Origin of the sequence: Burkholderia sp. WP9 (assembly GCF_900104795.1) — a bacterium.
In the GTDB taxonomy this organism is placed as follows: domain Bacteria; phylum Pseudomonadota; class Gammaproteobacteria; order Burkholderiales; family Burkholderiaceae; genus Paraburkholderia.
Genome location: NZ_FNTG01000001.1, coordinates 2,403,325 through 2,429,472 on the forward strand (window position 1 = coordinate 2,403,325; position 26,148 = coordinate 2,429,472).

Sequence of the window (26,148 nt, forward strand, 5' to 3'; positions counted from 1 at the left end):
AGGTCCGTGGACAATGCGTTGAGTTTTCAAAAAAAGCGAAACGAAACAATGGGGTTAGGTGGGGTGCCCGTGGTGCGGGCAAGCTGTTTTGTCGCCTGGCTTCCGGTTGACGCGCTCGACGGCCGCTCGAAGCCGGCCCTCAGGCCGGGCAACGTCGACGCGGGGGCGAACGCCGGGGAAGCCTGTTCGCGGGGTATTTTACTGATTTCGATCCGGGCGGCAATTCGCGACACGCGGGAATAGCCGTCTGGATAAGGGGCGGCGGTGACGCCGCGCAGTCCCGCCTCGCCCCCACACGTCACTTGCGCCGGTTCTCCAGCTCGTCCCAGCGCTCGAGCGCGATCAGCAGTTCTTCGTCGATCGCGGCGTAGCGTTCGGTCAGGCGCGTGCCTTCCTGCGCATCTTTGGCGAATACGGAACCGTCTTCGAGTTGCGCGCCGATCGTTTTCTGCTCCGCTTCAAGCGCGGCGATCTTCTGCGGCAGCGCCTCCAGTTCGCGCTGCTCCTTGAACGACAGCTTCGCGGCACGTTGCGTATTGCGGCCCGCGGAACTGTCTTTGGCCGGCGCCGCGTCTTTACCCGCTTCCTTGCCGGCTTCTTTCTGCGCTTCCAGCGCCATCTGCTGCGAGCGATCGCGCTGGATCTGCCAGTCGGTAAAGCCGCCGACGTACTCGCGCCACTTGCCGCCGCCTTCCGAGGCGATCACCGAGGTCGCGACGTTGTCGAGGAACGCGCGATCGTGGCTGACGAGCAGCACCGTGCCGTCGTATTCCGTGAGCAGTTCTTCGAGCAGTTCGAGCGTGGGAATATCGAGGTCATTGGTCGGTTCGTCCAGCACCAGCACGTTGGCCGGGCGCGCGAACAGACGCGCGAGCAGCAGGCGATTACGCTCGCCGCCCGACAGCGACTTGACCGGCGAACGCGCGCGCTCCGGCGCGAACAGGAAGTCGCCGAGATAGCTCATGACGTGCTTCTTCTGGCCGTTGACTTCGACCCACTCGCTGCCCGGGCTGATGGTATCGGCGAGGCTCTTTTCCAGATCGAGCTGCGCGCGCATCTGGTCGAAATACGCAACCTGCAGATTCGTGCCGATGCGCACCGTGCCTTCGTCCGGCGCCAGTTCACCGAGGATTATCTTGAGCAGCGTGGTCTTGCCCGCGCCGTTCGGGCCGACAAAGCCGATCTTGTCGCCGCGCATGACCGTGGCGGTGAAGTTGTCGACCACCGTGCGCGAACCGTAGCGTTTGGTCACGTCGGTCAATTCGGCGACGATCTTGCCGGACTTCTCACCCTGGCCGACGTCGAGTTTGACGTTGCCCTGCACGTTGCGGCGTTCCGCGCGCTGGTTGCGCATCTCCACGAGCCGCGCGATCCGGCCGACGCTGCGCGTGCGGCGCGCTTCGACGCCCTTGCGAATCCACACCTCTTCCTGCGCGAGCAGCTTGTCGAACTTGGCCGCTTCCACCTGTTCGACTTCGAGCTGCTGCGCCTTCCTGGTCTGGTAGGCGCTGAAATTGCCCGGATACGACAGCAAACGCCCGCGATCCAGCTCGACGATGCGCGTGGCGACGCGGTCGAGAAACGCGCGGTCGTGGGTAATGAAGAGCAGGCCCGCGCGCAGCGAGACCAGCAGGTCTTCGAGCCAGCGGATGCCGTCGAAATCGAGGTGGTTGGTCGGCTCGTCGAGCAGCAGCACGTCGGGCTGCACGACCAGCGCGCGCGCCAGCGCGACGCGCTTTTGCATGCCGCCCGACAGCGAACCCACCCGCGCCTCGCCGTTCAGGCCGATCTGCTGTAACGTGGTCGAAACCCGCGTGCTCCAGTTCCAGGCGTCCGAATGGTCCAGCGACGACTGCAGCGTGTTCATGCGCGCCATGAGCGCGTCGTGCTCGGCGCCTTCCGGCTCGTCGGCGAGCTGGTTGGCGACCGCGTCGTATTCGTCCAGCAGCGCGCGAGCGTGCGTGAGGCCGGCGGCGACCGCGTCGAATACCGTGTCGTCCGTGTCGAACTCCGGCTCCTGCGGCACATAAACCGTGGTCAGATTCTGCTGGCGCGTGACGAGCCCGTCGTCAGGCTTGGTCAGATCGGCGACGATCTTCAGCAGCGACGACTTGCCCGCGCCGTTGCGGCCGATCAGCCCGACGCGCTCGCCCGCTTCGAGAGAGAAATCCGCGTGATCGAGCAACGCGACGTGACCGAAGGCCAGTTGGGCTCCGGTAATGGTGTAAAGCGACATGGAGAATTGGAGAAGACAGCGATGAGTCGGAACTGCCCATTGTACCGGGCGCGCGGGCGGCTGCCTGTCTGCCGGAAGAGATAGGCCGAATGGCCGGCTTGCCAGACGCGAAAAAACCGCTGCATAGGGCGAAAAAGCCGGCTGGCATGGCCGGAGCGCGTTGGCGCGCGCCCGGCCGTCTCGTGCGGCGTCTTATTTCACGTGCACGGTGATGGTCTTGCTCAATTCCGGACCATACGAACGATGCGCGCCGTCGCCAAATTGCAGCGTCAACGTGTGGTCGCCCGGCGGCAGCGTCAGATCGGTCTCGGTCTGGCCCTTGCCGAAGTGCAACGACTTGTCGTTTGCCGGGATGACCTCGCCCTTGGGCAGCGGCTTGCCGTCCACCAGCAGATGATGGTGCCCCGTGCCTTCCGTCATCGTGCCGGCCGGCGCGATCTTCATGCCGTCGACGCCGAACACCACGTGGACGGGATTGCTGACCGTCGCGCCGTCCGCCGGTTGGACGAACGACACGCTTGCGGCCTGCGCCACGCCGGATACCGCGAGCAATCCGGCCAATACCGCACCAGCCAACCATGTGTTTTTAAGCATCGTTTTTTCTCCTTTTTTGGGAAACGAGAGTCGTGCGCGGGCCAGGTCGGCGACGACGGTGCGCTCAGTAACCTGAGGCCGATCGTCGCAATTCATGCCGGGCACCCCGGCGCGCCGGTCTAAAAGACCAGCTGCGGATCAGAGCATACACGGAGTGTGTGACGCGGTTCGTCCCGCGGTTCACCCTATGGGGTCCGGGTTGTCCCGGGCATTGTCGAGCGCTTTGCGGCGCTGCCGCATCGCTAGTTTTCTGCCGGATTGACAAATTCCGGTAATATTGCGGGTCGCCACCATGCCCAAAAAAGGGGCAGACTGCGTGGATCATTGCATTGAATTGGAAAAGAGTACGTCGTGAGCGAAGTAATTGAAGTGACTGAATATAAGAGCTGGGTCTGCCTCATTTGCGGCTGGATCTACAACGAGGAAGAAGGCTTGCCCGAAGAAGGTATTGCGCCGGGCACGCGCTTCGCCGCGATTCCCGAAGACTGGCGCTGCCCGCTGTGCGACGTGGGCAAGGCCGAGTTCGCGGTGGTGGAGTTCTGAAGCGGGTTGACCGGATTGTTCGCTCGCGGCGGTAGTCCGCTGCGCAAGGAAGTCGGCGGTTCGCGGCGGCCCAGCAGGTTAAACCTGCTGGGCCGCTTGCTTTAGGGGACGGCGCCGTAGCGCGGTTGCTGCTCTCCTCGCGCCCGGACGGGTTTGATATACTCTGCGCTCGCTGGCGAACCTGAACTCGTCCGATCCTCGCGGACCTTGTCCGGCAGCAGGATTGCGGTGATCATTCCGGTTTGGTCCTCTCCCTGTAGTTCAATGGATAGAACAAGTGCCTCCTAAGCGCTAGATACAGGTTCGATTCCTGTCAGGGGGACCAAGAACTCGGCGGCAATTCGGCCGAAACCCTTGCCCAGCAAGCCTCACAAGGCATCATTGGTATCCGTGGCGCACCCAGAAACGTACCAACGGGTGTCCCTACCATGACCGCCTTTCGTCTCAATAGCGTCATGACCGTCTCTATCCGTATCGCTGGCCAAGACCGGGTACGGCAACAACACCGCTTTGCCAATAAAACGCAAGCGCGCTAAATATTCGCGTCGATACAACACGCATTGATTGTAGGGAATAACCCGTAGTAGGATTCGCGACTCAATTAATAATGATTCGCATTTCGACAAGGGTTCTTCGATGCGCTTCCGCCAGATCCATGCCGCACTTCTGATTGCCTTCTCCGCGGCGCCCACGCTCGCCTTCGCGCAAGCCGCCGCATCGGATGACGCGAGTCGCACCACCTCAAACGCACCGAAAACCGGCACCGGCAAATCCGCCACCATGCCCGCGAGTACGGGCAGTACGCAAAACCCGGCTGACCCGGCCGAATTGCCCGTCGTGAAGATCACCGCGAGCGGCGTGTCCGGGACCGCGTTCGACATGCCCGCCTCCGCCCAGGTGACGAAATCGTCAGTGCCCTTGAACGAAACGCCGCAATCGATCAGCGTCGTCACGCGCGACCTGTTGGACGCGCAACAGGCCCAGACGCTCAACGACGCGTTGCACGACGTGCCAGGCGTCATCTCGGGCACATATGGCCGACGCGGCTGGGACGACTTCATCATTCGCGGCCAGACGGCGTCGGATTCGGTGTATCTCGACGGCCTGCGCACCGCCATCAACAACCGCTTCGCTGAAGAGATCTTCGGCCTGCAGCAGATTGAAGTGCTCAAGGGTCCGGCCACGCTGCTCTCCGGGCTCGTGCTGCCTGGCGGCATGGTCAACATGGTCAGCAAGCGCCCGGAAACCTATACCTTCGCCGACGTCGATGTCACCGCGGGCAGCCACGGTTACTACCAGGGTAGCGTCGACATGGGTACGCCGCTCTCGGAAAACGGCAAGGCCGCGTTCCGCATCAACGCGCTTGCGATGAACTCGAACGACGCCACCGACTACGTCTGGTCGCGCAATCGCTATATCGCGCCGTCGCTATCACTCGATCTCGGCCCGCGCACGGAATTCACGATCCTGACGAGCTACCAGGAACGCAATTACATCCGCCAGCAAGGCCTGCCGTGGTCCGGCTCGGTGCTCGCGAACAAGAACGGCAGCCTCGCGCGCAGCACCTTTACCGGCGAGCCCGATCAGCAGCCGTACTCGGGTCACGAGGCGCGCGTCGGCTACGCCTTCGCGCATCATTTCGATTCGGGCTGGACGGTGAATCAGAACTTCCGTTGGCAACAGTTCTCACTCGGCGGCCAGCTGGTCGCCAACGGCAAGGTCGCCTCGAACGGCTACACGCTGAACCGCACGGCCACTGATTCTCAATGGTCCGGCGACACGATCTCGCTCGACAACAACGCGCAGAAGACCTTCGACACCGCGCTCGGCCGCCACGAACTCACCTTCGGCATGGACTACATGCGCGGCCGGGAGGATGCCGCCTCGACCACCTGCACGGTCGGCTCGATCGACATGTACGACCCGGTCTACACGGGCTCGATCACCTGCCCGTCCAAGCCGAAAACGCATACATACACGACGATCCGCGATCTCGGCTTCTATGCGCGCGACCAGATCGCGCTCGGCCAGCGCTGGCGTGTGCTCGCAGGCGTGCGCTACGACAGCGCGTCGAGCGATGTGCTCAACGAACTCACCGACACGCGCAGCCGCAATCCTTCGAACGCCACGACCGGCTCGGTTGCCTTGATGTACGAACTGTATCCGGGAGTGCGACCGTACGTGAGCTACGCGACATCGTTCTATCCGAACAGCGGCGCGGACGTGAACGGCAACGCGTTCGATCCGGAAACGGGCAAGCAGTGGGAAGCGGGAGTGAAGTTCGACATCGAGAAGGGCCGCACGAGCGTGACGGTCGCGGCGTTCGATCTGCGCCGACGCAACGTGCTCGAAGACGATCCGAACAACGACGGCTACAGCATCGCTGTGGGCGAGGAGCATTCGCGCGGCTTCGAATTCAGTTTCAATACCGCGCCGACGAATCATCTGAGCGTGACGGGCGGCTACGCGTACACGTCGGCCGTGATTGCCGACGACGGCGGCCAGACACCTTCGACCGACGGCGAACGCATCAACAACGTGCCGCGCCACAGCTTCAATGTGTTCGCGCGCTACAAGCTGCCGGGTGAACTGTATCGCTGGGAAATCAACGGCGGCGTGCGCGGCCAGAGCAATCTCTACGCGTACGGCATGACGATTCCGGGCTTCGTGGTCAGCGATGTGGGCGTGGGCTACACGGCGCCGCGCTGGCGCGCCGCGCTGCGTGTGAGCAACGTCTTCAACAAGCACTACTACACGGGTGGCTTGAGCAACGCCGTGGCGCTTGGCGACGATCGCTCCGTGATGCTCACACTGGGATACAGCTATTGAGTGTCGCGATGCGCCGAGGTCGATTACCCTACTGCGGCCGTCAGCTTGACAGAGGCCAAACGCGCGACGCCAGGCCAGAAGAATCAGCATAGTTTCGTGTTAGCATCGACTCACACCTACGCAACATGTCTTGGCCACATCGCCGATACCGAGCGCCGATACCGAGGGTAATCACATGCCCATCAATTACCTTCGCGGTTTGACCAAGCCAGAGCGCAACGACGAGACCAATCGCCGGCTTGGGCGTTCGCTCGCGTTTGTCGCCGGGGCGGCCAATGCCGGCGGATTCCTTGCTGTGGGTCAGTACACGTCACACATGTCCGGCATCGTGTCGTCGCTTGCCGATAACTTCGCGCTTGGCGACATCGACGTGGTGGTGGCTGGATTCAGTTCCTTAATGTCCTTCCTTGTCGGAGCGGCCACCTCGGCGATCCTGATCAATTGGGGGCACCGCAAGCACTTGCATAGCCAGTATGCAATGCCATTGATGCTCGAGGCGTCACTGCTTCTACTCTTCGGTTTGCTCGGCTCGAATCTGGAGAAGCACCGTGTGCTATTCGTCCCGGCTACAGTCTGTCTTCTCTGCTACGTCATGGGGCTGCAGAACGCCATGATCACCAAAATTTCGAAGGCGGAGATTCGGACGACGCACGTCACCGGTTTGGTAACCGATATTGGCATCGAGCTTGGCAAGCTGTTTTACTGGAATTTCGGTGGTGCGTCCGGTAACCCGGTCCGAGGCGATCGCCAGAAACTGGCACTTCTCGGATCCTTGTTGCTGTCGTTCCTCGGGGGCGGCGTTGCCGGCGCTGTAGGCTTCAGGCACTTGGGATTTGTGTCGACCATTCCTCTCGCGATCGTCCTTCTTACTCTTGCCGTTGTCCCAATCGTCGACGACATGCGCGCCTATCGGGCTTAGACAAGCGCCACGCGGCCATTCGATGCTCGCTTGCGAGGCTGCATCTAAAGTTTGTTCGGCGGCTGCCGAAAATCAGGCATGGACAACGACGACCGCCTCCGCCCCGGCCACCCTCTCTATGAAGAGGCGATGGCCCTCGAATTGACCGTGCGCACACTGCGGCACGCGCAGGGCAAGAAGAACCCCGAGGACGTGCTTTATGCCTCACCGGAATGGGACGTGATCAGCGAAGAGTTTGTGCGCGATCTTTATCGAGCGATGGGCGGCAACCCTGCGGATTTGCACTGACAACTGACAGCGGCCGGTCGAAGATGTCTCATGGCGAACGTACAGCAATCGCTTCGACGTGGCCCCTCAATACGAGACGTTTCGCCCGCCCGAGCCGAGCCCTCGAAGCTTTGTCACCGCGGCGCGCAACGGTGCGGTGATTCGCCAGGATGTGGACGACTCGAGCGCACTGATCGTCGACGTCCTCGATGCGATTTCTTCTTGCATCACTGCCAGCCTCGCGCGCAATTCCGTAACGGCTTTCTCGGCATCGGCCAGCCGCTGCGCCGTGGCGACCGCGTCAACGGTGTCAGCCGTGTTCGACGTATGCGTCGTCTCCACCGCGGCACTGTAGAACTCTTCGGTCGCCAGTTCCACGCGAGGCGGTTCTTTGCGAAGAACAATGATCATCTCTCCGCCGGTCTCGCCGCGCGCAGGCACAAAGTCGACCAGATTGAATTCCACGAAACCCATCATGAGGATAGGCTTCAAAACCTTGGACACGATCGTACCGCTTTCGAAAACATGGCTGTGAATGCCGACATGCGGAGGCGCCTTCAGCTTCTCCATGATGCGGTTCATATCCAGCTTATCCGCCACATGCATCGGCTTGTTGACGAATGCTTCGTCGTAGTAGATTTCACATTCGATTTGATGTTCGCGCGGAATGTCCTCGACGCCCGCCAGATACTCGGCCACAAAATGGCTCAGCGCCGTATCCTGGCGGTACTTGTCGAAACTGAACTTCTTGTCCGGCAGCGCGAGAAACAGAACGCCGCCCGGCTGCATCATGTCGCACAGATCGGACAGCCATTGAATCATGTTCGGCGCATGCTCCATCACATGATTCGCGATAATGTAGTCGAACTTATCGGCGATATAGTCGCAGTACCGATTCGAATGAACCACATAATCGATATCGGGTATGTCGACGATCATGTCAGGATGCGTACACTCCTGCACCAGTTGCTCTTTATCTTTCCAGTCCAGATACCGAACGTCTGCTTCAGACTTGAAGACGGTCGGCTGATCATACGGCCCAATCTCCAGGCCGACGCCCGACAGATCGATGTGTTTCAGAAGGTGCCCGCGGCGAAGCGTCGTAACCAGATTCATGAACCACCTCTCTGCAATGGGCCGACCATCACGCAACTTACCATGCCTTGCCCGACCGGCGAATAAAACAATCTCTATTGCCTTACACAAAAACTAAACAATTGAAGGGTAGTCGCCCGACTATCCGTAGCCGAATACGCGATAAACGCCGCCCATTTGGCGAGGCTCGTACGCTCATGAGCGTGAAGCTCGCGTCCGTGCCATCGGCTCAAGCCATCGCCACGTTGCGCCTCCAAGGGAAACGCAATCGCATGGCCGGCTTTTCGATGACAAACCACGAGAAAAGGGTCAGTGCGATTGACACACCGAATGTGATCGTCACCATGGCGATTCTGGGATGAGAAAATCCACCGAAAAATGCGCCCATGGTTTCGTACCCGCCGTAGAGCATCGACTGCAGCACAACGTAATGCCAGAGGTAAAAGCCGTACGAAACACGACCGAACCCCGCTAGCGGCGCAATGCTGAGCGCCCTCACTAGAGCGGAGCGCTGTTGCGTGACGACCTTCGCGACGATGAATGCCGCGGCCAATGGCGTCAGGGGATATCCCACCGCTCGCAACGAAAACTCAATGCCGGTTTCGCTGAGCAATACGAAAGACAGATACACAGCAGCAACCGGCCACAACTTCCCGGCCCTGACTGCCCATCGGCGAGGCATCACTGCCAGCAAAGCGCCGATCAGAAGCCCGTCGGAATGAGTATCAAAGCCGCAATAAATGCGGGCCATGGAAAGATCAAGCGAGATGAGATACGAGCGCCAAAAGATCACCGCAACGGTCAGAAGGGCAAACGTGATCAAGGCGCGACGTGGCCAGAATTTCAACACAACCAGCAGAATCAGCGGCCAAACCAGGTAAAACTGCTCCTCCACTGCCAATGTCCATGCATGTCCGGTGAGATGAGCGTCGTAGATCCCGAGCGCACGAACCCAATTCATCACGTAGAAGAAAGCCGGTAAGACTTCCCACCCAACCCTGAAGGCAACGGGAAATATCAGACAATAGAGTGTGACGCCGGCCAGCATCAGACACAAAGCGGGATAAAGGCGCCGGGCGCGCCGCCAATAAAAAGCCGGCAAATCGATCCGCCCGGTGCGCGAATGCTCCGTTACGAGCAAGCTTGTGATGAGGTAGCCGCTCAAAACGAAAAATACATCGACGCCGACATATCCGCCTCCCACCACACCCGCAAGGCCAGTATGCGCAAGAAAGACCGCTATGACGGACAGTGCGCGCAGGCCGTCGAGCCCGGCAATCCGAAGATGCTGCGGTTGATCCATGACCTATTCCGGAGTGTGCGGCGACTATCCCGCTACGCGGATAGCGACAATCAATGATTTCTTGAGATATTTGGTAAGGCTGACGCTATAACGATTCAGCCAGTCAGCGAGTACCTTCAAGACGAGAAAACGAGCTGCGATCTGCGCAAATCACGCTCAGACTTAGTCCTGCCCGCGGCGTTGTTGCGATGCGTCCCCTACCCTAGACCCGGTTCCTTTCCGACCACCATCAAAGAGAACTGCATGTCCAACCGAACACTGTGTAGCATCCCGCATGCCTGCGCCCCCGCCTCGCTCATCGCTCGCCGCACGGCGTTGCTGTTGATCGACTTCCAGAACGAATATTTCACGGGCTCGCTGCCGATAGCCGGCAAGTCGAAATTCACGCCGACATACCAGACACCTTTGGGTCGGTGATGAGTACGGCCGACGTACTCCTATTGACCACCGAAAAAGCGACACATAATTCGGCAAGGGAATTTTATATTTGGCATCCTAATGATCCCTGCTCAACCATAACACTTGGCGCTTTACCCTGACAGAGCAGCCGGGCAACTCGCCCAGCGCGAGTTGCTGCCCACTACCGCCGGTCTCGAAGCAGACCAATGGGTACTGAGACCTAACGCAACTCGCGCGGTGACTTCATTAAACCACGGCCGGACGCCACCCCCCCGCCCGGCCTCACGACTCGCCTACGCGGGCCGCTTCGGAATCTCCAGACCCCTCGCGACAGCCGGTCGCGCGACGAATGCCGCCAGCACGCGTGTCACGTTCGGGAAATCCTGAATGCCGACGAGCTCACCCGCCTCATAGAAGCCAATCAGATTGCGCACCCACGGAAAGGTGGCGATATCGGCGATCGAGTACATATCGCCGAGAATCCAGTCGCGTCCTTCGAGTTGCCGATCCAGCACGCCGAGCAGCCTTTTCGCTTCGCCGATGTAACGATCGCGCGGACGCTTGTCTTCATACTCCTTGCCGGCGAACTTGTGGAAGAAACCCACCTGCCCGAACATCGGCCCGATTCCGCCCATCTGGAACATCACCCACTGAAGCGCTTCATAGCGGCCGGCGGCGTCCTGCGGAATAAACTTGCCGCTCTTGTCCGCGAGATAGATCAGGATCGCGCCGGATTCGAACAGCGGCAGCGGTTTGCCGTCCGGCCCATTCGGATCGATGATCGCGGGGATCTTGTTGTTCGGATTGAGCGACAGAAACTCCGGCGTCATCTGATCATTCGTATCGAAGCGCACGAGATGCGGTTCATACGGCAAACCCGTCTCTTCGAGCATGATCGACACCTTCACGCCATTGGGCGTAGGCAGCGAGTAGAGCTGAATCCGGTCCGGATGCTCAGCAAGCCATTTATTCGTGATCGGAAAAGCAGATAGATCGGTCATGTGACGATGTAACCCTTGTGCGAATGTTGCGGCCTGATAGGGGCATGAGGCATCGGGCTTCGGCGCCGGCTGGAGGACCGGCGCCCAAAATACCAACGCGGGATCGTCAAATATAAACCGACTTGGTACAACGCGTCGGCGCGCTGCTCAGAGGCCACGCCGGCACGGCGCGCACGTGCGTCGACGTATTGCGAGCACCGCACCGCTAACGCAGCAACGCTCGCGAGGCGCGACTCACCACAAATCCTTCGTCGCCGCGCCGGCGCGCAAGTTATAACCTTCACGCCACAGAGTCGCGCCGATCGTCAGGAGCAGCGTCTTCTGCTCTGCGTCGAGCAACTCCCACGCCACCGCCAGCCAACTCGCAAAACTCGCGCAAGTCTGCTCCAGATCGACGGGCGTCTTGCCCTCCAGGTATTGCCGTTCGAACATCGAAAGAATTTTCTCGGGTGTCATGGGCGCCGTCTCCGTGTTGGATGCGCCAAGTCTAAAGGCGACGCTCCGCGTGCGGAATGCTCCGCGTGCCGACCCCGGGTTACTCCCAGGCGAAAATCGCCATCGGCACGATAGCCCACTGTCCAAGACAAGACGTTCACGGTCAAAGGCACCGCTCAGAAACGGAAAAAGGCGCCGAGGCGCCTTTTCCGTCAATCTGGTCGCAGCCGATTACGGCGCGTTGCGCTTCGCATTGTCCTTGGCGTCTTCTTTAGCGTCGCCATAGGCCTTCTGCACCTTGCCAGCGCCTTGTTGCAGGTCGCCCTTCAATTCCTTGCCCGGATTGTCCGTGGCCTTGCCGATTGCTTCATTGACCTTGCCCTTGACCTGCTCGGCCACACCCTTCACCTGGTCCTTGTTCATGTTCGGCTCCACTATTTGGAATGCCGGCGCGAGATTACGCCAGTACCCGTATTCAGCAACGGGTGTGCCCGAGGCATCACGGCAGCGATCTGCCCCAAGGAGCACCGTAAAAAAATATTTTAAAAAAACCCTAAAGTCCCGGCACAGTCTGCCGTAAAGGGTGCCATGGAGGAGCCATGGACCGTACACTGATTACGCTTTCGGGGTCGTCCCAAGCTGCACTGATCGATCGGGACATTGCGCACATTGCGCGTGTGATGCGGCCGTCTTTACACGGCGATCTGGGCGGGCCGATCCTGTCGGCCGCATATTGGCGCAAGCGCCTCTACCAGTTGCTCGACGCCGACAATCTGTCTCACGCACAACTGTGCGCGGTCGACAGCCTTCTGCTTCAGCTCGACCAGTTCCAGGCCGAACCTCAACTGGCATGGGACGCACTGGCCCCGGCCTCCGCCGCCCTCTTTCCGCCACCCTATCCGGCCAGCGCCCACCACACTGCCTGAGGCGCTGCGAGCCTGAAAACGCCGACCTTTCCGGGCCGGCCGTATCCCCATTGCTCACGACTTAAAAAAACGGCCGCGAACCATGTCGCGGCCTCAACACGTCGCAACGCAGGGATTTTGCGTCACGCTGGAAGCTTACACGCGCAACTGTGACAGCCGCATTTAGGCGCGGACCTCCCGTGGACAATGCGTGCCGTTGCTGGAAATTTTCTGCCCAAGCGATGCAAAAAATAGGGAAATGGGACGACCTTAGGTCATAATGTCCGCAAAAATTCCCAGCAAGGACACCCGTGACCCTCGCCGCACCGCTCGCATTGCTCCAGCAAGCGCGCGCCCGCTTCACTCAACGCGAAATCGCCGCGCATGTCGGCAAGGACATCAAGACGGTGCGTCGCTGGGAAAAAGGCGAAACACCCTGCCCGGCGATGCTGGAACCCGCCTTGCGCGACCTGCTGCAAAACCGGGCGCGAGCGAGGCGCAGCGCGGGCGACAGCGCCCAGTTCCGCTTTATCGACCTGTTCGCCGGCATCGGCGGGATTCGCATGGGCTTCGAGGCGCATGGCGGCGACTGCGTCTTTACCAGCGAGTGGAACGACTTTTCGACCAAGACGTATCGCGAGAATTACCCGAGCGGCGGCGAGCACGCGCTGATCGGCGATATCGTCTCGTTTCCGGCTGAAGAAGTGCCGAGCCACGACGTGCTGCTCGGCGGCTTCCCATGCCAGCCGTTTTCGATCGCCGGCGTGAGCAAGAAGAACGCGCTCGGCCGGCCGCATGGTTTCGAGTGCACCACGCAGGGCACGCTGTTTTTCGACGTCGCGCGGATTATCGCGGCAAAGCGCCCCGCCGCATTCCTGCTGGAAAACGTTAAGAATCTGCTGTCGCACGACAAGGGCCGCACCTTCGACGTAATCCTGCAGACCTTGCGCGACGAGTTGGGCTACGAAGTGCACTATCGCGTGGTGGACGGCCAGCATTTCACGCCGCAGCACAGGGAGCGGATCATCATTGTCGGGTTTCGCGGCAAAACCTCGTTCTCGTGGGACGATCTGCAGTTGCCGGACAACGGCCCGCGCCTCGGCTCGATCCTGCATCGCACGGACGGCAGCGAACCGGTGCTGCCGTGGGACCACGACCGTTTCTTCGATCACGCGAGCCGACGCGTGCAACCCAAGTACACGCTTACGCCGAACCTCTGGACCTATCTGCAGAACTACGCGGAGAAACACCGCGCGGCGGGCAACGGCTTCGGCTTCGGCATGGCTTATCCGAACAGCGTGACGCGCACGCTGTCGGCGCGCTATCACAAGGACGGCTCGGAAATCCTCGTCTACCAAGGCGAGGCGCTGCGGCCGCGCCGCCTCACGCCACGCGAATGCGCGCGGCTGATGGGCTTTCCCGATACCTTCAGAATCCCGGTGAGCGACACGCAGGCGTACCGACAGTTCGGCAACAGCGTCGTGATGCCGGTCATGCGCGAAGTGGCGCGCATCATGCTGCCGCATGTGCAAACCCTGCTCGCCGAGGAAACACGCCATGGCTCGAAGCAAACTCTCTCGCTGTACGCGTGAGCGATCAATAGGTGTGCGTGGGCGGCTTGTCGACGCACCGGCGCGGCGCTAGACATGGTGGATATCGTCGATAGCGCGACGCGCAGCCGGATGATGTCCGGCATCCGCGGGCGCAATACCAAGCCCGAAATTCTGATCCGCAGCCTGCTGCATCGCCAGGGTTTCCGCTTCCGCCTTGACGCGCGCGATCTGCCGGGACGCCCGGATATCGTGTTGCCGCGCTACCGCGCTGTCGTGCTGGTGCATGGCTGTTTCTGGCATGGCCACGACTGTCGTCTTTTCAAATGGCCGCAAACGCGGCCGGAGTTCTGGCGCGACAAGATCGGCCGCAATCGCAGCAACGACGACAAGGTTCGCGCGGCGCTCCTCGCGAGCGGCTGGCGCGTCGCCGTGGTGTGGGAATGCGCTTTGCGTGGCGCGAATCGCGATATCGAAGGGGTCTTGCAGCGGCTCGTCGACTGGCTGAAGAGCGACGCGCCGAGCTTCGAGGAACGCGGCTGAAAGCCGCTTGTAGTCCGTCCTGCGCGCACGAACGCGAAGCCCGCTGGTGATACACTCGATTGGCTAACTCGGGGCACTTATACGTGGCGCTCGGCGCTCCAAAGCGGTTGTACAGCCACTCGCCCCGACCATCCCAGAACCACTCAAGAAGGGAGGCACATCATGGCAGAATTCCGTCTCTGGTCCGACGAATTTCCCACCAACGGCTTCATGCCGAAAGCCCACGAATATCACGACAAGGCGTTCGGCGTAGACGGCGAAAACATCTCACCGGCATTGCAGTGGGAAGCGCCGCCGCCCGACACCCAAAGTTTCGCGCTGACCGTTCACGATCCCGACGCGCCGACCGGCAGCGGCTTCTGGCACTGGGTCGTGGTGAACATTCCGGCCGACGCCCGCTCGCTGCCGCGCAATGCCGGCAAGGCGGACGGCTCGTTGCTGCCGCAAGGCGCGCTGCAGGTGCGAAACGATTACGGCACGGTCGGCTTCGGCGGCGCCGCGCCGCCGCGTGGCGACAAGGCGCACCGCTACATCTTCCGTCTGCACGCGCTGCGGGTGCCGCATCTGCCGATCAACGCGGACACCACCAACGCAGTGGCGCGTTTCATGACGCATCTGAACGAACTCGACTCGACCACTCATACCGGCCTGTACGAACTCAAATAATGCGCGAGACGCGATGCCGGCGCGCCGGCATCGTCGTTGCGACGGCCGGCTGTTTCGATGGCGGCGCGCAACGCGCGTGACTCGTCGCGTGACCGCTGAGCCTTCCCCTACAACTCGAACAATCGATGCACGCACAACCATCGCGCAAGGACGGCGCCCTTCCCCCCGAAGCGGCCGACACACTCGCCCCCGACACCGCGTTATCGGACAACACCGAACAAGGCCTGCCGGTTCCGCAGCGCTACTGGGCAATGCTGGTCATTGCGCTCGCCCTCACGCTGGCGGTGCTCGACAGCGCGATCGCCAACGTGGCGCTGCCGACTATCGCGCGCAACCTGCACGCTAGCGCCGCGGGTTCGATCTGGGTCGTCAACGCCTATCAGCTCGCGATCACCATCTCGCTGCTGCCGCTTGCCTCGCTCGGCGATCGCATCGGCTACCGGCGCATCTACCTCGGTGGGCTGATCCTGTTCACGGTGGCCTCGCTCGGTTGCGCAATGTCGACTTCGCTGCCGACGCTCGCGCTCGCTCGCGTGATTCAAGGCTTCGGCGCCGCGGGCATCATGAGCGTCAATACGGCGCTGGTGCGCATGATCTATCCGCCCGGTCAGCTCGGGCGCGGCGTCTCGATCAACGCGATGGTGGTCGCTGTGTCGGCGGCGGTCGGGCCGACCGTCGCTTCCGGCGTGCTCGCCGTCGCCTCGTGGCCGTGGCTGTTCGCGATCAACGTGCCGATCGGCATCGCGGCCATTGTCGGCGGCCTGAAGGCGCTGCCGATGAACCGCGGCCACGAATCGCCCTACGACTACCTGAGCGCGGTGATGAACGCGTTCGTATTCGGCCTGCTGATTTTTGCCGTCGACGGACTCGGCCACGGCGAGCGCGTAGGCTACGTCGCGATCGAAGTGATTGCGGCCGTGGTGATCGGCTATTTCTTCGTGCGCCGTCAGTTGACGCAGCCGGCGCCGCTGCTGCCGGTCGATTTGCTCAGGATTCCCATCTTTGCGCTTTCGATCGGGACCTCGGTCTGTTCGTTCTGCGCGCAGATGCTCGCCTTCGTATCACTGCCCTTTCTGTTGCAGGAAACGCTGGGATTGTCGCAGGTGGAAACCGGGCTGCTCATGACGCCCTGGCCGGCCGTGATCATCATCGCGGCGCCAATTGCGGGCTTCCTGTCGGACAAGGTGTCGTCGGGATGGCTGGGCGGCGTCGGGCTGGCCGCCATGACGGCGGGGCTGATATTGCTCGCCACACTCGGCGCGCACCCCGACGCCATGCAGATTGCGTGGCGCATGGCGCTGTGCGGCGCGGGCTTTGGCATCTTCCAGTCGCCGAACAATCGCACCATGCTGTCCTCGGCGCCGCGCGAGCGCAGCGGCGGCGCGAGCGGCATGCTGGGCACCGCGCGCCTGACCGGGCAGACGCTCGGCGCGGCGCTGGTCGCGCTGATCTTCGGCGTTGCGCCGCAACACGGGCCGACCATCGCGCTCTATGTCGCCGCGTGCTTCTCGGCACTCGCCGCCGTGATCAGCACGATGCGGGTGGTGCAGCCGGGGCATCGCGCAAGCGGCCTGAATGCTTGACCGGAGTCGTTCGGACGCAGCCATGCAAAAAGGGCGCGTTTCGCACCACGCGATTCGCGCCCTTCTTCTCATCCAGAACCATCACATTGATTCAGCGACGTGACCAGCACGCGCAGCGCAACCGCAAGCCGCGCGGCCGCTAATCCGGCTACGACGATGCGGTCACGTCAGCGAGCTTTACCGCTTTAGCGGCCACCGAAGAGGCCGTCGCGACGTTGCGCAGATCGGCGAGGAATGTATCGCGCCAGACGGACAGATTGTTCTCGCGCATCGGCGCCATCATGTCGGCATGCCGCGCCTGTCGCTCGGCGAGCGGCATCGACAATGCGCGCTCCAGCGCTTCGGCCATCTGCGACAGATCGAACGGATTGACGACCAGCGCGCCCGGCAACTGCTCGGCGGCGCCGGCGAATTGCGACAGCACCAACACGCCCGGATCGGCCGGATCCTGCGAGGCGACATATTCCTTCGCGACGAGATTCATGCCGTCGCGCAGCGGCGTCACGTAGCCGACCTGAGATTGGCGGAATAGCGCCATCAACAGATTGCGCTCGTATTTGCGATTCAGATACTGAATCGGGGTCCAGTCGAGCTGCGCGAACCGGCCATTGATGCGGCCGGCTTCGCCCTCGAGCGTTTGCCGAATCCGCTGGTAAGTCGTCACGTCCGCGCGCGTCGGCGGCGCGATCTGCACCAGCGACACGCGACCGTGCCAACCCGGCGCGTTCAGCAGCAGCCGCTCGAAGGCCTGGAAGCGTTCCACCAGACCCTTCGAATAATCGAGACGGTCCACGCTCATGATCAGCTTGCGCCCGCGCATGCCGTCGCGCAGGCTGCGCACCGGCTTACGGTCGGTGAACTGTTCGGCGGCCTTGGCAATCGCGTCCGGATAGATTCCGATCGGATACGCGCCCACTTTGAGGAAGCGGTTGTACGCGTGCACCATGCCGTCCTCGCTCGAGGTGCCGTGCTGGCCGCGCTCGATGAAGTCGACGAACGACTGGCGGTCCGCCTCCGTCTGGAAGCCGATCACGTCATAGCTGCACATGGCCTTGACCAGTTCTTCGTGCGGCGGAATGGTCCGCAATACTTCCGGCACCGGAAACGGAATATGCAGGAAGAAGCCGATCGGATTCTTCACCCCCAGTTCACGCAGACAACGCGCGAACGGCAGCAGGTGATAGTCGTGAACCCAGATGATGTCATCGGGTTTGAGCAACTCCTTGAGTTGCTTCGCGAGCGTCGCGTTCACACGCTGGTAGCCCGCATATTCCTGCCGGTCGTAGCGCGACAGGTCATTGCGATAGTGGAACGTCGGCCACAGCGTCGCATTGGAAAAACCGCGGTAATACTGGTCGTAGTCGCGCTTGGTGAGGCCCACCGTCGCGTACGTCACGTTGCCTTGTTTCTCGATCACCGGAGCGCTCGGCTCACTCACCGTCTCGCCGCTCCAGCCGAACCAGACTCCGCCGGTTTCCTTCAACGCGTCCAGCACGCCGATAGCGAGGCCACCCGCTGCGGGACGGCCTTCCTGGGTCGGCGCGACACGATTCGATACCACGATCAGTCTGCTCATTGGTGCTCCACCTAGTTCAGTTGTTTCGTTGCATACGGATATGTGCCAAAAAGGTGCATGCAAGTCGCGTGCCGTTTTTTGAGATGTTGGAAATAAAAATGTATGCAAATGTGACGAGCGAGCAAAAACGCGCAGCGCCGCTCCGCCACGAAGAAATTTTTTCTGCTTTATCTGACGAAACCGGAACGCCTCTTACCGGTCGTCGAACCGTCTCAGGCGTCCTGCTCCGAGCCCAGGTCGCGCTGATATTCAAGCCCTTCCGGCCGCACGCCGCCCTGGTTGTGCTCGCCGTCTGGCGGCGCATCGGGCGCGACGCGGTTCTGCCCTGCCGGATCGGGCGACGCCGTCGCGCTGTCCTTGCTGCCGCCCGGCCGGGAATCGCGCTTCGAATGACGCGCTGAACGTCGCAGTGCTGGATGTCTCATGATCCACGCCTCCAAGGGGAAGCCTGCCGCCAGTTTTGCGGCATCAATACAGTCTAGGGGCCGCCAAGGTAATTTGCCGGTAAAAGATGCGCCGGCTTTGTAACAAGTACATAAATTCTCGACGTCGGACTGTGGCGCAACGCACGGAACGCGTCAGAGTTGCATGCGTGGCGACGGTGACGGCCACCCCTGACTGGCTTGTGGCGTTTGCGTGGGCTGCGGCGGCGGATCGCCAATCGGCGGAGCGACTGGTTCGATGGGTTCGATCGGTTGCGGCCCCGGATCGGGACTCGGAACAGGAATGGTGTCGGGCTCGCCGGGACTCGGTGGCGCAATCGGAGGAGCTGATGGCGGCTCGATCGGCTCGGGGCGGTGAGCATGCATCGGCAGGGGAAGCACGGGAGCGGCAGCGTATTCCGGCATGTTGTGTATCCTCGTTTGCGTTCCAACGGAATGCAGCAAGGCCTGTGCCGTTACGGATGCGCCCGGCAGGATCACATCGGCGGTGGTGAACGGTGTCAGCGGCGCGGGTGGCACGCCGCTGACACGCAGTGACGATTAAGCGTCCGCGCCGCCCAGTGCGCGCGATTCGTCGGCGGCATCGCCGTCTTCGCGCGCGTCGTTGCCATACTCGACGAGGCGGTTGTACAGCGTCTTCAGGCTGATGCCGAGGATCTCGGCGGCCCGCGTCTTCACGCCGCCGCACTGCTCGAGCGTCGCCAGAATCAGTTGACGGTCCGCTTCGGCAAGCGACGTGCCGAACGGAATCGTAATCGCGGTGCCGGCTGCGGGCTTGGACAGCGTGATCTGCAGCGGCACGGTCGCCGTGCTGTCCGAATCCGAACCCGACATGATGTGCGCGCGCTGCACGTAGTTCTTCAACTCGCGCACATTGCCCGGCCACGGGTACGACATCAGCATGTCCTTCACGGCTGCGGGGAAATGCTTTTTGGTACTGTGGCGTTCGTTGAGTTCGTCGAGGAAAGCCTGCGCCAGCAGTTCCACGTCCTTACCGCGTTCGCGCAACGGCGGCAAACTGATCGGAAACACGTTCAACCGATGGTAAAGGTCGAGCCGCAGCTTGCCTTCCAGCACGGCCTGCTCGGGATCGCGGTTGGTCGCCGCGATCAGGCGCACGTCCGTTTCGATTTCCTTGGTCGTGCCGACCCGCATGAACATGCCGGTTTCCAGTACGCGCAACAGCTTGACCTGCAACTCGATCGGCATTTCGGTGATTTCGTCGAGGAACAGCGTGCCGCCGTTCGCGCGCTCGAAATAACCCTTGTGCTGACGGTCCGCGCCGGTGAACGAGCCGCGCTCGTGGCCGAACATCTCCGATTCGATCAGGTTCGGCGAAATCGCGCCGCAGTTCACCGCGAGAAACGCGTGCTTACGGCGCAAGCTGAGCTGGTGCAGCGTCTGCGCGGCGACTTCCTTGCCGGTGCCCGACTCGCCCACCAGCATGACCGAAGCCGCGGTCGGCGCGACGCGGCCGATCTGGTCATAGACCTCCTGCATGGCCGGCGAATTGCCGAGCATCAGACCGAAGCGGCCCATGCGGCGCAGCTCGCCGCGCAACGTGCCGATTTCCGCTTTCAGGTCGCCGGCGCGCGGCAGGCGCGAGAGGATCGCCTTCACGCGCTGCATGTTGATCGGTTTGACCAGATAGTCGGTGGCGCCCATTTTCAGCGCGTTGACCGCCGACTCGACCGTGGCGTGGCCGGTAATCACGATCACTTCCACGCCGGAGCGCGGATCCAGATCTTCGAACAGATCGACCCCGCTGCCGTCCGGCAGCTTCAGGTCCGTAAAGACAACGTCCGGCATCTGCCGGACCAATTGAATGCGCGCTTCGCGCAAATCGCCCGCGGTGGCAGTGGTCAGGCCGTCTTCCCCGATGATGGCGGAAAGCGCCTCGCGGGTACCGGCATCGTCATCGACAATCAGTACATGTGGCATCGCGTCTCGAAAGCCTGCAAGCGTGGGTGTGGGAATACATGCTAAGGCGCATGCTTAAAAGCGCGCCGACGGCCTGGCGCTTTGCCGGGCTGCCAGGTGCTCCAATGTGAGCGCCCACCAACCTGAACGAAACACGCCAACCACCGACTTGATTCAATATTGCAACAATATCGAGCCAAAACCCCCGGTATAAACCGACATTGTTGTCTATTTACCTATTATACGGCTTTATCGAGGCAAAATTAACAAGGCACCCGGGCGCCGCCCGCTAGGGCGGCACACCGGCGACGCTGTTTAAACAGTGCCGTCAGCTGCGAGGAAACGGCCATGCGCCGCCGTTGCCGTTCGGATACGCGGAGCCGTTGGCGCCATGCGCGCCCGGGCTCACATCGGCCGCCGGAGCCGCATTGGCCGCGGGGGTTGCCGGCGCCGCCACCGTACCGCCTTCGTTTTCCCAACGGCTCAATTCACGCGCCACCGGAATCTGAGCCGCGCGGCTGCGCTGCACATAACGGATAGCCAGAAAGCCACCGAGCGCCATCAGCGCGCCGAAGATGCCGATTTTAGGTCGTGCCATCGTGAACTCCTTGTCTTCATGAAGCGGATTGGTACCGGAACGCGCGTTTAGCGCGTCGTCAGGACGCCGAGCACGAAGCCGACGCCCGCGGCAATGCCGATCGAACGCCAAGGGTTGTGGCGCACGTAGCGTTCGGTATTGACGGTGGCTGTCCGGTAACGACGTTGCGCATTCTGCTGCGCGTCGCCCAGCGCCGATTGCAGGGTTTCGACGTGCGTACCCAGCTTGTCGCGCAGCGCGTCGACGCCCTCGCCAGGCACGTTGGCGGCAAGCCGCAGCATTTCTTCCGAGTCCTTCAGCAGCACCCGCAGATCTTCGACAATCTTCTGGCCGCCGAGTGCAAGCTGTTGCGTGGTGTCAGTCATCATTCACTCCTGGTCTGAGTTCGGCGTTCGCGTGAGCTTTCCGGCGAGCCTGCCGGGCCTGCGGATCGGCAAGCGCCACCCGCAGTGACGAGCCATCGAATGGCATCGGATCGCGAGAAAAAGCACACGCGTGTCGGGTGGAATTCGCAAACACCGTGCCCGGTAACTTTGACCTTAAATCCCAAGGCGGTCGCTGCGCCAGGGACTTTCGACCGACCAGAAACGAATGTATCCGCAGGCCTTCACATCGATTGCCGAAAACGGTGCCAAAGTGGTTAAATCAATCTTTGAGAGATAGCGGCTTGACTGGTTTATCTCGTTCCCAGGCCTGCGCGCCGCAACAACGAACACATTTGCACAGGACCCCCGTTTATGGCGTCAATCGACCTGGACTCGCCCGCCGTCTCCGCCGGCGGCAATGGTTCGGCACAGGCGAAGCAGCGCGTCGCGGACGGCATCGCGGGACTGAAGTCGTACGGCCTGCTGTACGGCTCGTCGCCGGTGATGCTGGATCTGTACGAGCAGATCGAACGCGTCGCCGGCACCGACGCGACCGCGCTGATCATCGGCGAATCGGGCACGGGCAAGGAATTGATCGCCCGCACGATTCACGATCAAAGCGGCCGTAAGGACGCGCCATTCGTCGCCGTGAACTGCGGCGCGATTCCCGACGAACTCATCGAAGCCGAACTGTTCGGCCACGAAAAAGGCAGTTTTACTGGCGCGGTGCAGGGCCGCATCGGCTACTTCGAACATGCGAACGGCGGCACGCTGTTCCTCGACGAGATTACCGAAATGGCGCCGGTGCGTCAGGTCAAGCTTCTGCGCGCGCTCGAAACGGGCACCTTTTATCGCGTGGGCGGCAATGACCTGATCAGCGGCAACGTGCGCGTGATCGCCGCGACCAATCGCGACCCGGCGGTCGCGGTCAAGGAAAACGGTCTGCGTGAAGACCTCATGTACCGGCTCGCGGTTTTCCCGCTACGCGCGCCGCCACTGCGCGAGCGTGAGAACGATCGCGAACTGCTCGCGCAGCACTTCCTCGCGCTGCTCAATCAGCAGGAAGGCACGAGCAAAAGCTTCAGCAAAAAATCGATCGAAACGCTGCGCACCTGGTCGTGGCCGGGCAATGTGCGCGAGTTGAAGAACGCGGTGTATCGCGCCTTCATTCTCGCGGAGAAGACGGTGGAGCTGCCGCATCCGCATCTCGCGTCGCGCGTGAAAAAGCCCATGACCCAGGGCGATGCGATGAGCGTATGGATCGGCACGCCGCTCGCCGACGCGCAAAAACAGATCATTCTCGGCACGCTCAAATATTGCGGCGGCGACAAACGTCGTGCGGCCAAAGCACTTGGCGTGAGTCTCAAGACGCTGTACAACCGTTTGAGCGCATACGGCGACGAAAGCGCGGAAGACGAGTCCGAGCAATAACTTCGTGACACGGTACTCACGTGGAAAAGCCGCGTGAGTACCGGCATCGTGCATCTGACAGCGCTTGCAAAAAGCCCTTGCTTGCGCGCGTCGAATTCCGAATCCAATCCCTTCGCACCACCAATCAAAATCGATCTGTGCCAAACAGAAACCGATTTTGCTCGCACCATCTTTTGCAATTGCTTGCATTTTCCCTCTGCCAATTACAAATAGCATCCTGCAAAATGCGGCACACGCATTGCCAGGTGGGGAACGCGTGTTATTCGTTCATTCGGTGTTTATCGAGCGTGAACGAAAGGCACTTGCAGGAGCAGAGACAGGGAAATGCAAAAAAGTATGGTCTGGGCCGAATGGGCAAAACAATCCGCCGGGCGTGGTCGTCCCAACGCCACGGCACTCGTTGCTCTCGTCGTGGCGATCTCATCGGCGTTGAGCGGCTGTAGCTCGCTCTACTCTGAAGGCGCCACCGCCGGCGCCGGTATCGCAGGCGCCGCGCTCGCGGCAAAAGTGACGAACAACGCGGCCGTCGCAACCGGCATCGGCCTCGGCGCGGTCGCCGCGGCGCGGGCCGGCGTGCAGTATTCGGAGCGCGTGGTTCACACGAATACGCAGGACGGTATCGCCAAAATCGCCGGGCCGCTCGACGTCGGCGCAGTGGCGCCATGGAGCGTCACCCACTCTGTGCCGATCGAAGACGACGAACACGGCCGCGTCACCGTCAGCCGCATGATCAGCACGGGCGCGCTCAACTGCAAGGAAATCGTCTTCTCCGTCGACCAGACCGCCACCAAGAATGTGCCGGCCAGCAGCGCGTTTTATGTCGCCTCGATCTGCCGCGACGGCGAGAACTGGAAATGGGCATCGGCCGAACCCGCCACCGAACGTTGGGGCGCGCTGCAATGACGGCGCGTTCGCATACGGCTGGACTCAAGGCGCGCCGCGTGCGCCTCGCTACGTGGTCCGGCAACCGGCTGCGGCTCGTGCTGGCCGGCGCGCTGTGCGTCGGCGCGAGTGTCATGACGAGCGGCTGCTCGTCGGTGGGCGCGGCAAGCGGCGCGGCGGCCGGTGTCGCGTCGGGTCTCGTGACGTCCAATCCGGCGATCGGCATCGGTGTCGGTATTGCCGTACAGGCGGCGACCGACGAGGCGGTGGGCCACTATATGCGCACCATGCACACCGATCAGCAGAACATGATCGCCGCGTTGGCTGGCGCCATGCCGGTCGGCGAGACGCGCCCCTGGGCCGTCAAGCACACGCTGCCGATCGAGAACGGCCACGGCCAGGTTCGCGTGACGCGCGCATTCGGCTCGGCCCTCGCGCTCTGCAAGGAATTCGTGTTCTCGGTGCAGGACGGCGACGGCCCGAGCGCGCATGAGGACTGGTACACGGCGAGCGCGTGCCAACAGGACAAGGGCTGGAAGTGGGCGTCCGCTGAACCGGCCGTTCAGCGCTGGGGCAATCTGCAATAGGCGCGCGGCAAAAAAAAAACGGCAGGGTCTCCCCTACCGTTCCTCTTTCGCTTCGGCGCGAGGCGCGACGTTCAAACCGATCAGCTCGAACGCGCTACTCAAGCGCGCTACTCAAGCGCGCTCAAGACTCCACGTCTTCCAGACTGAAGATTTCGGTCTGGTCGTTATACGAGAAGATCTCGCCATAACGACCCCAGTTGATGACCGCGTCGAGCGTCTCTTCCGCGGCGCTGTCCGACAGAAAATCCTCCAGCTCCTGTTCGAAGCGCACGCGCGGCGCGCGATGCCCCGGCCGTTCGTTGAGCACCTTCTTGATTCGCGCGGCGAGCGGCACATGCCGCAGCAGATGCTCGGCGAACATCATCTTGCGTTCCTGCGTGCCGAACTCGGCGAACACGCGCGCCGGCGGCGTCAGGAAAATATCGCCTTCGCGCACGTCGGCGAAACCGAGATGCTGCAGCACTTCGGCGACCGGGAACAGATCGTCCACCTCCAGATGCAGCGAACGGGCGATTTCCGGCATGTCGGCGCGGCCGTGGTACGGCGCCGCGGCCAATGTTTCGATCAGACCGGCCATCAGGTTGGTCGATACATGCGGCAACCAGCTGTGCAGCTCGAGGCCCTTCTTGGTCTTTTCGTCGGTCTGGCGCGCGGTCATCTTCGCGTAGATCTCGTCCACCAGCCGGCGGAACGCCGGGTCGAGACGATTACGCGGATGCTTGAACGGCACCTTGATCTCGGCGATCACGCGGCCCGGATTCGACGACAGCACCAGGATCCGGTCGCACATGAACACCGCTTCCTCGATGTTGTGCGTGACGATCAACACCGCCTTGATCGGCATGCGGCCTTGCGTCCACAGATCGAGCAGGTCGGTACGCAGCGTTTCGGCGGTCAGCACGTCGAGCGCGGAGAACGGTTCGTCCATCAGCAGCAGCGTGGGGTCGACCACCAGCGCGCGCGCAAAGCCGACGCGCTGGCGCATGCCGCCCGACAGTTCGCGCGGATAAGCGTTTTCGAAACCGTCCAGACCGATCAGGTCGATCGCGGCGAGCGCGCGCGTGCGCCGCTCGCTCGCGCCGACGCCTTGCGCTTCGAGGCCCGCTTCCACGTTTTGCAGCACGGTCAGCCACGGGAACAGCGCGAAGGTCTGAAACACCATCGCGACGCCCTTTGCGGGACCGTTGAGCGGCTTGCCCATATACGTGACTTCGCCATCGGTCGGTTCGATCAGACCGGCGATGATGCGCAACAGCGTCGACTTGCCCGAGCCCGAACGGCCCAGCAAGCCGACGATCTCACCTTCGCGCAGCGACAGGTTCGCGTCGTCGAGGACGAGCAGTTCGCCCTGCGACTTGTTGAAACCGCGGCACACGTCCTTGACGCGCAGGATCTCTTCGCCGAGGCGCGGCGGCTTCGGCGGCGTCTGGATCGGCGCGGCGGTCATAGCAGCTTTAGGATTTTGCATCGCGTTTTGC

Annotated in this window: 28 protein-coding genes, 1 tRNA gene and 1 pseudogene; 15 read left to right on the forward strand and 15 right to left on the reverse strand. The window is 62.0% G+C overall.

The window, feature by feature from the left end:
- Positions 1-6 precede the first annotated feature (6 nt).
- Entirely contained in the window at positions 7-243 is a 237-nt protein-coding gene (locus tag BLW71_RS40805; protein WP_143048318.1) for a hypothetical protein, read from the forward strand.
- A 55-nt stretch (positions 244-298) separates the two neighbouring features.
- Here the strand turns inward: BLW71_RS40805 and BLW71_RS10695 are convergent, their stop codons facing one another.
- Together BLW71_RS10695 and BLW71_RS10700 are read right to left on the reverse strand one after the other, a co-directional pair.
- Positions 299-2,236, reverse strand: a complete 1,938-nt coding sequence (locus BLW71_RS10695) for an ATP-binding cassette domain-containing protein (protein ID WP_091796178.1) — start codon at positions 2,234-2,236, stop codon at positions 299-301.
- A 192-nt stretch (positions 2,237-2,428) separates the two neighbouring features.
- A complete protein-coding gene (locus tag BLW71_RS10700; RefSeq protein WP_091796180.1) occupies positions 2,429-2,830 on the reverse strand; it encodes a DUF4399 domain-containing protein in 402 nt (133 codons plus the stop codon).
- A gap of 351 nt (positions 2,831-3,181) precedes the next feature.
- On the opposite strand from BLW71_RS10700, the gene BLW71_RS10705 reads away from it, so the two are divergent.
- Both BLW71_RS10705 and BLW71_RS10710 read left to right on the forward strand, forming a co-directional pair.
- Positions 3,182-3,373 (forward strand): rubredoxin, encoded by a 192-nt coding sequence (locus tag BLW71_RS10705; RefSeq protein ID WP_007175738.1) that lies wholly within the window; start codon positions 3,182-3,184, stop codon positions 3,371-3,373.
- Between the two features lie 250 nt (positions 3,374-3,623).
- Positions 3,624-3,698 (forward strand) — tRNA-Arg (locus BLW71_RS10710).
- A gap of 43 nt (positions 3,699-3,741) precedes the next feature.
- Here the strand turns inward: BLW71_RS10710 and BLW71_RS42185 are convergent.
- A complete protein-coding gene (locus tag BLW71_RS42185) occupies positions 3,742-4,326 on the reverse strand; it encodes a hypothetical protein (RefSeq protein WP_286161971.1) in 585 nt (194 codons plus the stop codon).
- Here BLW71_RS42185 and BLW71_RS10715 point away from each other — a divergent pair.
- From BLW71_RS10715 to BLW71_RS10725, 3 genes are all read left to right on the forward strand, one after another.
- Positions 4,286-6,202 (forward strand): TonB-dependent siderophore receptor, encoded by a 1,917-nt coding sequence (locus BLW71_RS10715; RefSeq protein WP_286161972.1) that lies wholly within the window; start codon positions 4,286-4,288, stop codon positions 6,200-6,202. The two genes, BLW71_RS42185 and BLW71_RS10715, sit on opposite strands and share 41 nt — an antisense overlap.
- 175 nt (positions 6,203-6,377) lie before the next feature.
- Positions 6,378-7,121 (forward strand): YoaK family protein, encoded by a 744-nt coding sequence (locus BLW71_RS10720; RefSeq protein ID WP_091796184.1) that lies wholly within the window; start codon positions 6,378-6,380, stop codon positions 7,119-7,121.
- A 78-nt stretch (positions 7,122-7,199) separates the two neighbouring features.
- Complete coding sequence (locus BLW71_RS10725; protein WP_091796186.1) at positions 7,200-7,409, forward strand: hypothetical protein; 210 nt, start codon at positions 7,200-7,202, stop codon at positions 7,407-7,409.
- A 66-nt stretch (positions 7,410-7,475) separates the two neighbouring features.
- Here the strand turns inward: BLW71_RS10725 and BLW71_RS10730 are convergent, their stop codons facing one another.
- Both BLW71_RS10730 and BLW71_RS10735 read right to left on the reverse strand, forming a co-directional pair.
- Positions 7,476-8,504 carry a methyltransferase domain-containing protein gene (locus BLW71_RS10730; RefSeq protein ID WP_091796187.1) on the reverse strand — a complete coding sequence of 343 codons (1,029 nt, stop codon included), beginning with the start codon at positions 8,502-8,504 and terminating at the stop codon, positions 7,476-7,478.
- A 208-nt stretch (positions 8,505-8,712) separates the two neighbouring features.
- Positions 8,713-9,786, reverse strand: coding sequence for an acyltransferase family protein (locus BLW71_RS10735; RefSeq protein WP_091796189.1), 1,074 nt, complete (start codon positions 9,784-9,786; stop codon positions 8,713-8,715).
- A gap of 243 nt (positions 9,787-10,029) precedes the next feature.
- On the opposite strand from BLW71_RS10735, the pseudogene BLW71_RS41580 reads away from it, so the two are divergent.
- Positions 10,030-10,152, forward strand: a pseudogene (locus tag BLW71_RS41580) (cysteine hydrolase); the annotation flags it as partial.
- Between the two features lie 326 nt (positions 10,153-10,478).
- Here the strand turns inward: BLW71_RS41580 and BLW71_RS10745 are convergent.
- The 3 genes from BLW71_RS10745 to BLW71_RS10755 all read right to left on the reverse strand — a co-directional run bounded on the left by BLW71_RS10745 (position 10,479) and on the right by BLW71_RS10755 (position 12,044).
- Positions 10,479-11,186, reverse strand: a complete 708-nt coding sequence (locus tag BLW71_RS10745; protein ID WP_091796192.1) for a glutathione S-transferase N-terminal domain-containing protein — start codon at positions 11,184-11,186, stop codon at positions 10,479-10,481.
- Between the two features lie 234 nt (positions 11,187-11,420).
- Entirely contained in the window at positions 11,421-11,642 is a 222-nt protein-coding gene (locus tag BLW71_RS10750) for a hypothetical protein (protein WP_091796194.1), read from the reverse strand.
- Positions 11,643-11,852: 210 nt separating this feature from the next.
- Positions 11,853-12,044: a CsbD family protein gene (locus BLW71_RS10755; protein WP_074763400.1), complete on the reverse strand. Its 192-nt coding sequence runs from the start codon at positions 12,042-12,044 to the stop codon at positions 11,853-11,855.
- Positions 12,045-12,220: 176 nt separating this feature from the next.
- On the opposite strand from BLW71_RS10755, the gene BLW71_RS10760 reads away from it, so the two are divergent.
- From BLW71_RS10760 to BLW71_RS10780, 5 genes are all read left to right on the forward strand, one after another.
- Positions 12,221-12,547, forward strand: coding sequence for a hypothetical protein (locus BLW71_RS10760; protein ID WP_091796196.1), 327 nt, complete (start codon positions 12,221-12,223; stop codon positions 12,545-12,547).
- Between the two features lie 290 nt (positions 12,548-12,837).
- A complete protein-coding gene (gene dcm / locus BLW71_RS10765; RefSeq protein ID WP_091796198.1) occupies positions 12,838-14,118 on the forward strand; it encodes a DNA (cytosine-5-)-methyltransferase in 1,281 nt (426 codons plus the stop codon).
- A 54-nt stretch (positions 14,119-14,172) separates the two neighbouring features.
- Positions 14,173-14,619 (forward strand): very short patch repair endonuclease, encoded by a 447-nt coding sequence (locus BLW71_RS10770; RefSeq protein ID WP_091796200.1) that lies wholly within the window; start codon positions 14,173-14,175, stop codon positions 14,617-14,619.
- A gap of 162 nt (positions 14,620-14,781) precedes the next feature.
- Positions 14,782-15,285 (forward strand): YbhB/YbcL family Raf kinase inhibitor-like protein, encoded by a 504-nt coding sequence (locus tag BLW71_RS10775; protein WP_091796203.1) that lies wholly within the window; start codon positions 14,782-14,784, stop codon positions 15,283-15,285.
- Positions 15,286-15,410: 125 nt separating this feature from the next.
- Positions 15,411-16,868, forward strand: coding sequence for an MFS transporter (locus BLW71_RS10780; protein WP_091796205.1), 1,458 nt, complete (start codon positions 15,411-15,413; stop codon positions 16,866-16,868).
- Between the two features lie 148 nt (positions 16,869-17,016).
- Here the strand turns inward: BLW71_RS10780 and otsA are convergent, their stop codons facing one another.
- The 6 genes from otsA to BLW71_RS10810 form a co-directional block, all read right to left on the reverse strand.
- Positions 17,017-18,444, reverse strand: a complete 1,428-nt coding sequence (otsA, locus tag BLW71_RS10785; RefSeq protein ID WP_091796207.1) for an alpha,alpha-trehalose-phosphate synthase (UDP-forming) — start codon at positions 18,442-18,444, stop codon at positions 17,017-17,019.
- 212 nt (positions 18,445-18,656) lie between these two features.
- Positions 18,657-18,869: a hypothetical protein gene (locus BLW71_RS10790; protein ID WP_091796209.1), complete on the reverse strand. Its 213-nt coding sequence runs from the start codon at positions 18,867-18,869 to the stop codon at positions 18,657-18,659.
- 153 nt (positions 18,870-19,022) lie between these two features.
- Positions 19,023-19,292, reverse strand: a complete 270-nt coding sequence (locus tag BLW71_RS42190; protein WP_091796211.1) for a hypothetical protein — start codon at positions 19,290-19,292, stop codon at positions 19,023-19,025.
- 135 nt (positions 19,293-19,427) lie between these two features.
- Complete coding sequence (locus BLW71_RS10800; protein WP_091796213.1) at positions 19,428-20,828, reverse strand: sigma-54-dependent transcriptional regulator; 1,401 nt, start codon at positions 20,826-20,828, stop codon at positions 19,428-19,430.
- Between the two features lie 307 nt (positions 20,829-21,135).
- Positions 21,136-21,405, reverse strand: coding sequence for a hypothetical protein (locus tag BLW71_RS10805; RefSeq protein WP_091796214.1), 270 nt, complete (start codon positions 21,403-21,405; stop codon positions 21,136-21,138).
- Between the two features lie 47 nt (positions 21,406-21,452).
- The gene (locus BLW71_RS10810) at positions 21,453-21,770 is read right to left on the reverse strand and encodes an ElaB/YgaM/YqjD family protein (protein ID WP_091796216.1); all 318 of its coding nucleotides are present in this window, start codon (positions 21,768-21,770) and stop codon (positions 21,453-21,455) included.
- A 372-nt stretch (positions 21,771-22,142) separates the two neighbouring features.
- Here BLW71_RS10810 and BLW71_RS10815 point away from each other — a divergent pair, with 372 nt between their 5' ends.
- The 3 genes from BLW71_RS10815 to BLW71_RS10825 all read left to right on the forward strand — a co-directional run bounded on the left by BLW71_RS10815 (position 22,143) and on the right by BLW71_RS10825 (position 24,670).
- Positions 22,143-23,201, forward strand: coding sequence for a sigma-54 interaction domain-containing protein (locus BLW71_RS10815; protein WP_091796218.1), 1,059 nt, complete (start codon positions 22,143-22,145; stop codon positions 23,199-23,201).
- 324 nt (positions 23,202-23,525) lie between these two features.
- Complete coding sequence (locus tag BLW71_RS10820; protein WP_091796220.1) at positions 23,526-24,104, forward strand: hypothetical protein; 579 nt, start codon at positions 23,526-23,528, stop codon at positions 24,102-24,104.
- On the forward strand, positions 24,101-24,670 hold the full coding sequence (locus BLW71_RS10825; protein ID WP_091796222.1) for a hypothetical protein: 570 nt from the start codon (positions 24,101-24,103) through the stop codon (positions 24,668-24,670). Before BLW71_RS10820 ends, BLW71_RS10825 begins: the two co-directional genes overlap by 4 nt.
- A 121-nt stretch (positions 24,671-24,791) precedes the next feature.
- Here the strand turns inward: BLW71_RS10825 and BLW71_RS10830 are convergent, their stop codons facing one another.
- Entirely contained in the window at positions 24,792-26,138 is a 1,347-nt protein-coding gene (locus BLW71_RS10830) for an ABC transporter ATP-binding protein (protein WP_091796224.1), read from the reverse strand.
- Between the last annotated feature and the right edge of the window lie 10 nt (positions 26,139-26,148).

What these genes read in the sequence shown, in the direction of transcription:
- BLW71_RS10695 (WP_091796178.1), bottom strand. Translation starts at nt 2,236, where the DNA reads ATGTCGCTTTACACCATTACCGGAGCCCAACTGGCCTTCGGTCACGTC.
- BLW71_RS10700 (WP_091796180.1), bottom strand. Translation starts at nt 2,830, where the DNA reads ATGCTTAAAAACACATGGTTGGCTGGTGCGGTATTGGCCGGATTGCTC.
- BLW71_RS10720 (WP_091796184.1), top strand. Translation starts at nt 6,378, where the DNA reads ATGCCCATCAATTACCTTCGCGGTTTGACCAAGCCAGAGCGCAACGAC.
- BLW71_RS10725 (WP_091796186.1), top strand. Translation starts at nt 7,200, where the DNA reads ATGGACAACGACGACCGCCTCCGCCCCGGCCACCCTCTCTATGAAGAG.
- BLW71_RS10730 (WP_091796187.1), bottom strand. Translation starts at nt 8,504, where the DNA reads ATGAATCTGGTTACGACGCTTCGCCGCGGGCACCTTCTGAAACACATC.
- BLW71_RS10735 (WP_091796189.1), bottom strand. Translation starts at nt 9,786, where the DNA reads ATGGATCAACCGCAGCATCTTCGGATTGCCGGGCTCGACGGCCTGCGC.
- BLW71_RS10745 (WP_091796192.1), bottom strand. Translation starts at nt 11,186, where the DNA reads ATGACCGATCTATCTGCTTTTCCGATCACGAATAAATGGCTTGCTGAG.
- BLW71_RS10750 (WP_091796194.1), bottom strand. Translation starts at nt 11,642, where the DNA reads ATGACACCCGAGAAAATTCTTTCGATGTTCGAACGGCAATACCTGGAG.
- BLW71_RS10755 (WP_074763400.1), bottom strand. Translation starts at nt 12,044, where the DNA reads ATGAACAAGGACCAGGTGAAGGGTGTGGCCGAGCAGGTCAAGGGCAAG.
- BLW71_RS10760 (WP_091796196.1), top strand. Translation starts at nt 12,221, where the DNA reads ATGGACCGTACACTGATTACGCTTTCGGGGTCGTCCCAAGCTGCACTG.
- BLW71_RS10770 (WP_091796200.1), top strand. Translation starts at nt 14,173, where the DNA reads ATGGTGGATATCGTCGATAGCGCGACGCGCAGCCGGATGATGTCCGGC.
- BLW71_RS10775 (WP_091796203.1), top strand. Translation starts at nt 14,782, where the DNA reads ATGGCAGAATTCCGTCTCTGGTCCGACGAATTTCCCACCAACGGCTTC.
- BLW71_RS10780 (WP_091796205.1), top strand. Translation starts at nt 15,411, where the DNA reads ATGCACGCACAACCATCGCGCAAGGACGGCGCCCTTCCCCCCGAAGCG.
- otsA (WP_091796207.1), bottom strand. Translation starts at nt 18,444, where the DNA reads ATGAGCAGACTGATCGTGGTATCGAATCGTGTCGCGCCGACCCAGGAA.
- BLW71_RS10790 (WP_091796209.1), bottom strand. Translation starts at nt 18,869, where the DNA reads ATGAGACATCCAGCACTGCGACGTTCAGCGCGTCATTCGAAGCGCGAT.
- BLW71_RS42190 (WP_091796211.1), bottom strand. Translation starts at nt 19,292, where the DNA reads ATGCCGGAATACGCTGCCGCTCCCGTGCTTCCCCTGCCGATGCATGCT.
- BLW71_RS10800 (WP_091796213.1), bottom strand. Translation starts at nt 20,828, where the DNA reads ATGCCACATGTACTGATTGTCGATGACGATGCCGGTACCCGCGAGGCG.
- BLW71_RS10805 (WP_091796214.1), bottom strand. Translation starts at nt 21,405, where the DNA reads ATGGCACGACCTAAAATCGGCATCTTCGGCGCGCTGATGGCGCTCGGT.
- BLW71_RS10810 (WP_091796216.1), bottom strand. Translation starts at nt 21,770, where the DNA reads ATGACTGACACCACGCAACAGCTTGCACTCGGCGGCCAGAAGATTGTC.
- BLW71_RS10815 (WP_091796218.1), top strand. Translation starts at nt 22,143, where the DNA reads ATGGCGTCAATCGACCTGGACTCGCCCGCCGTCTCCGCCGGCGGCAAT.
- BLW71_RS10820 (WP_091796220.1), top strand. Translation starts at nt 23,526, where the DNA reads ATGCAAAAAAGTATGGTCTGGGCCGAATGGGCAAAACAATCCGCCGGG.
- BLW71_RS10825 (WP_091796222.1), top strand. Translation starts at nt 24,101, where the DNA reads ATGACGGCGCGTTCGCATACGGCTGGACTCAAGGCGCGCCGCGTGCGC.
- BLW71_RS10830 (WP_091796224.1), bottom strand. Translation starts at nt 26,138, where the DNA reads ATGCAAAATCCTAAAGCTGCTATGACCGCCGCGCCGATCCAGACGCCG.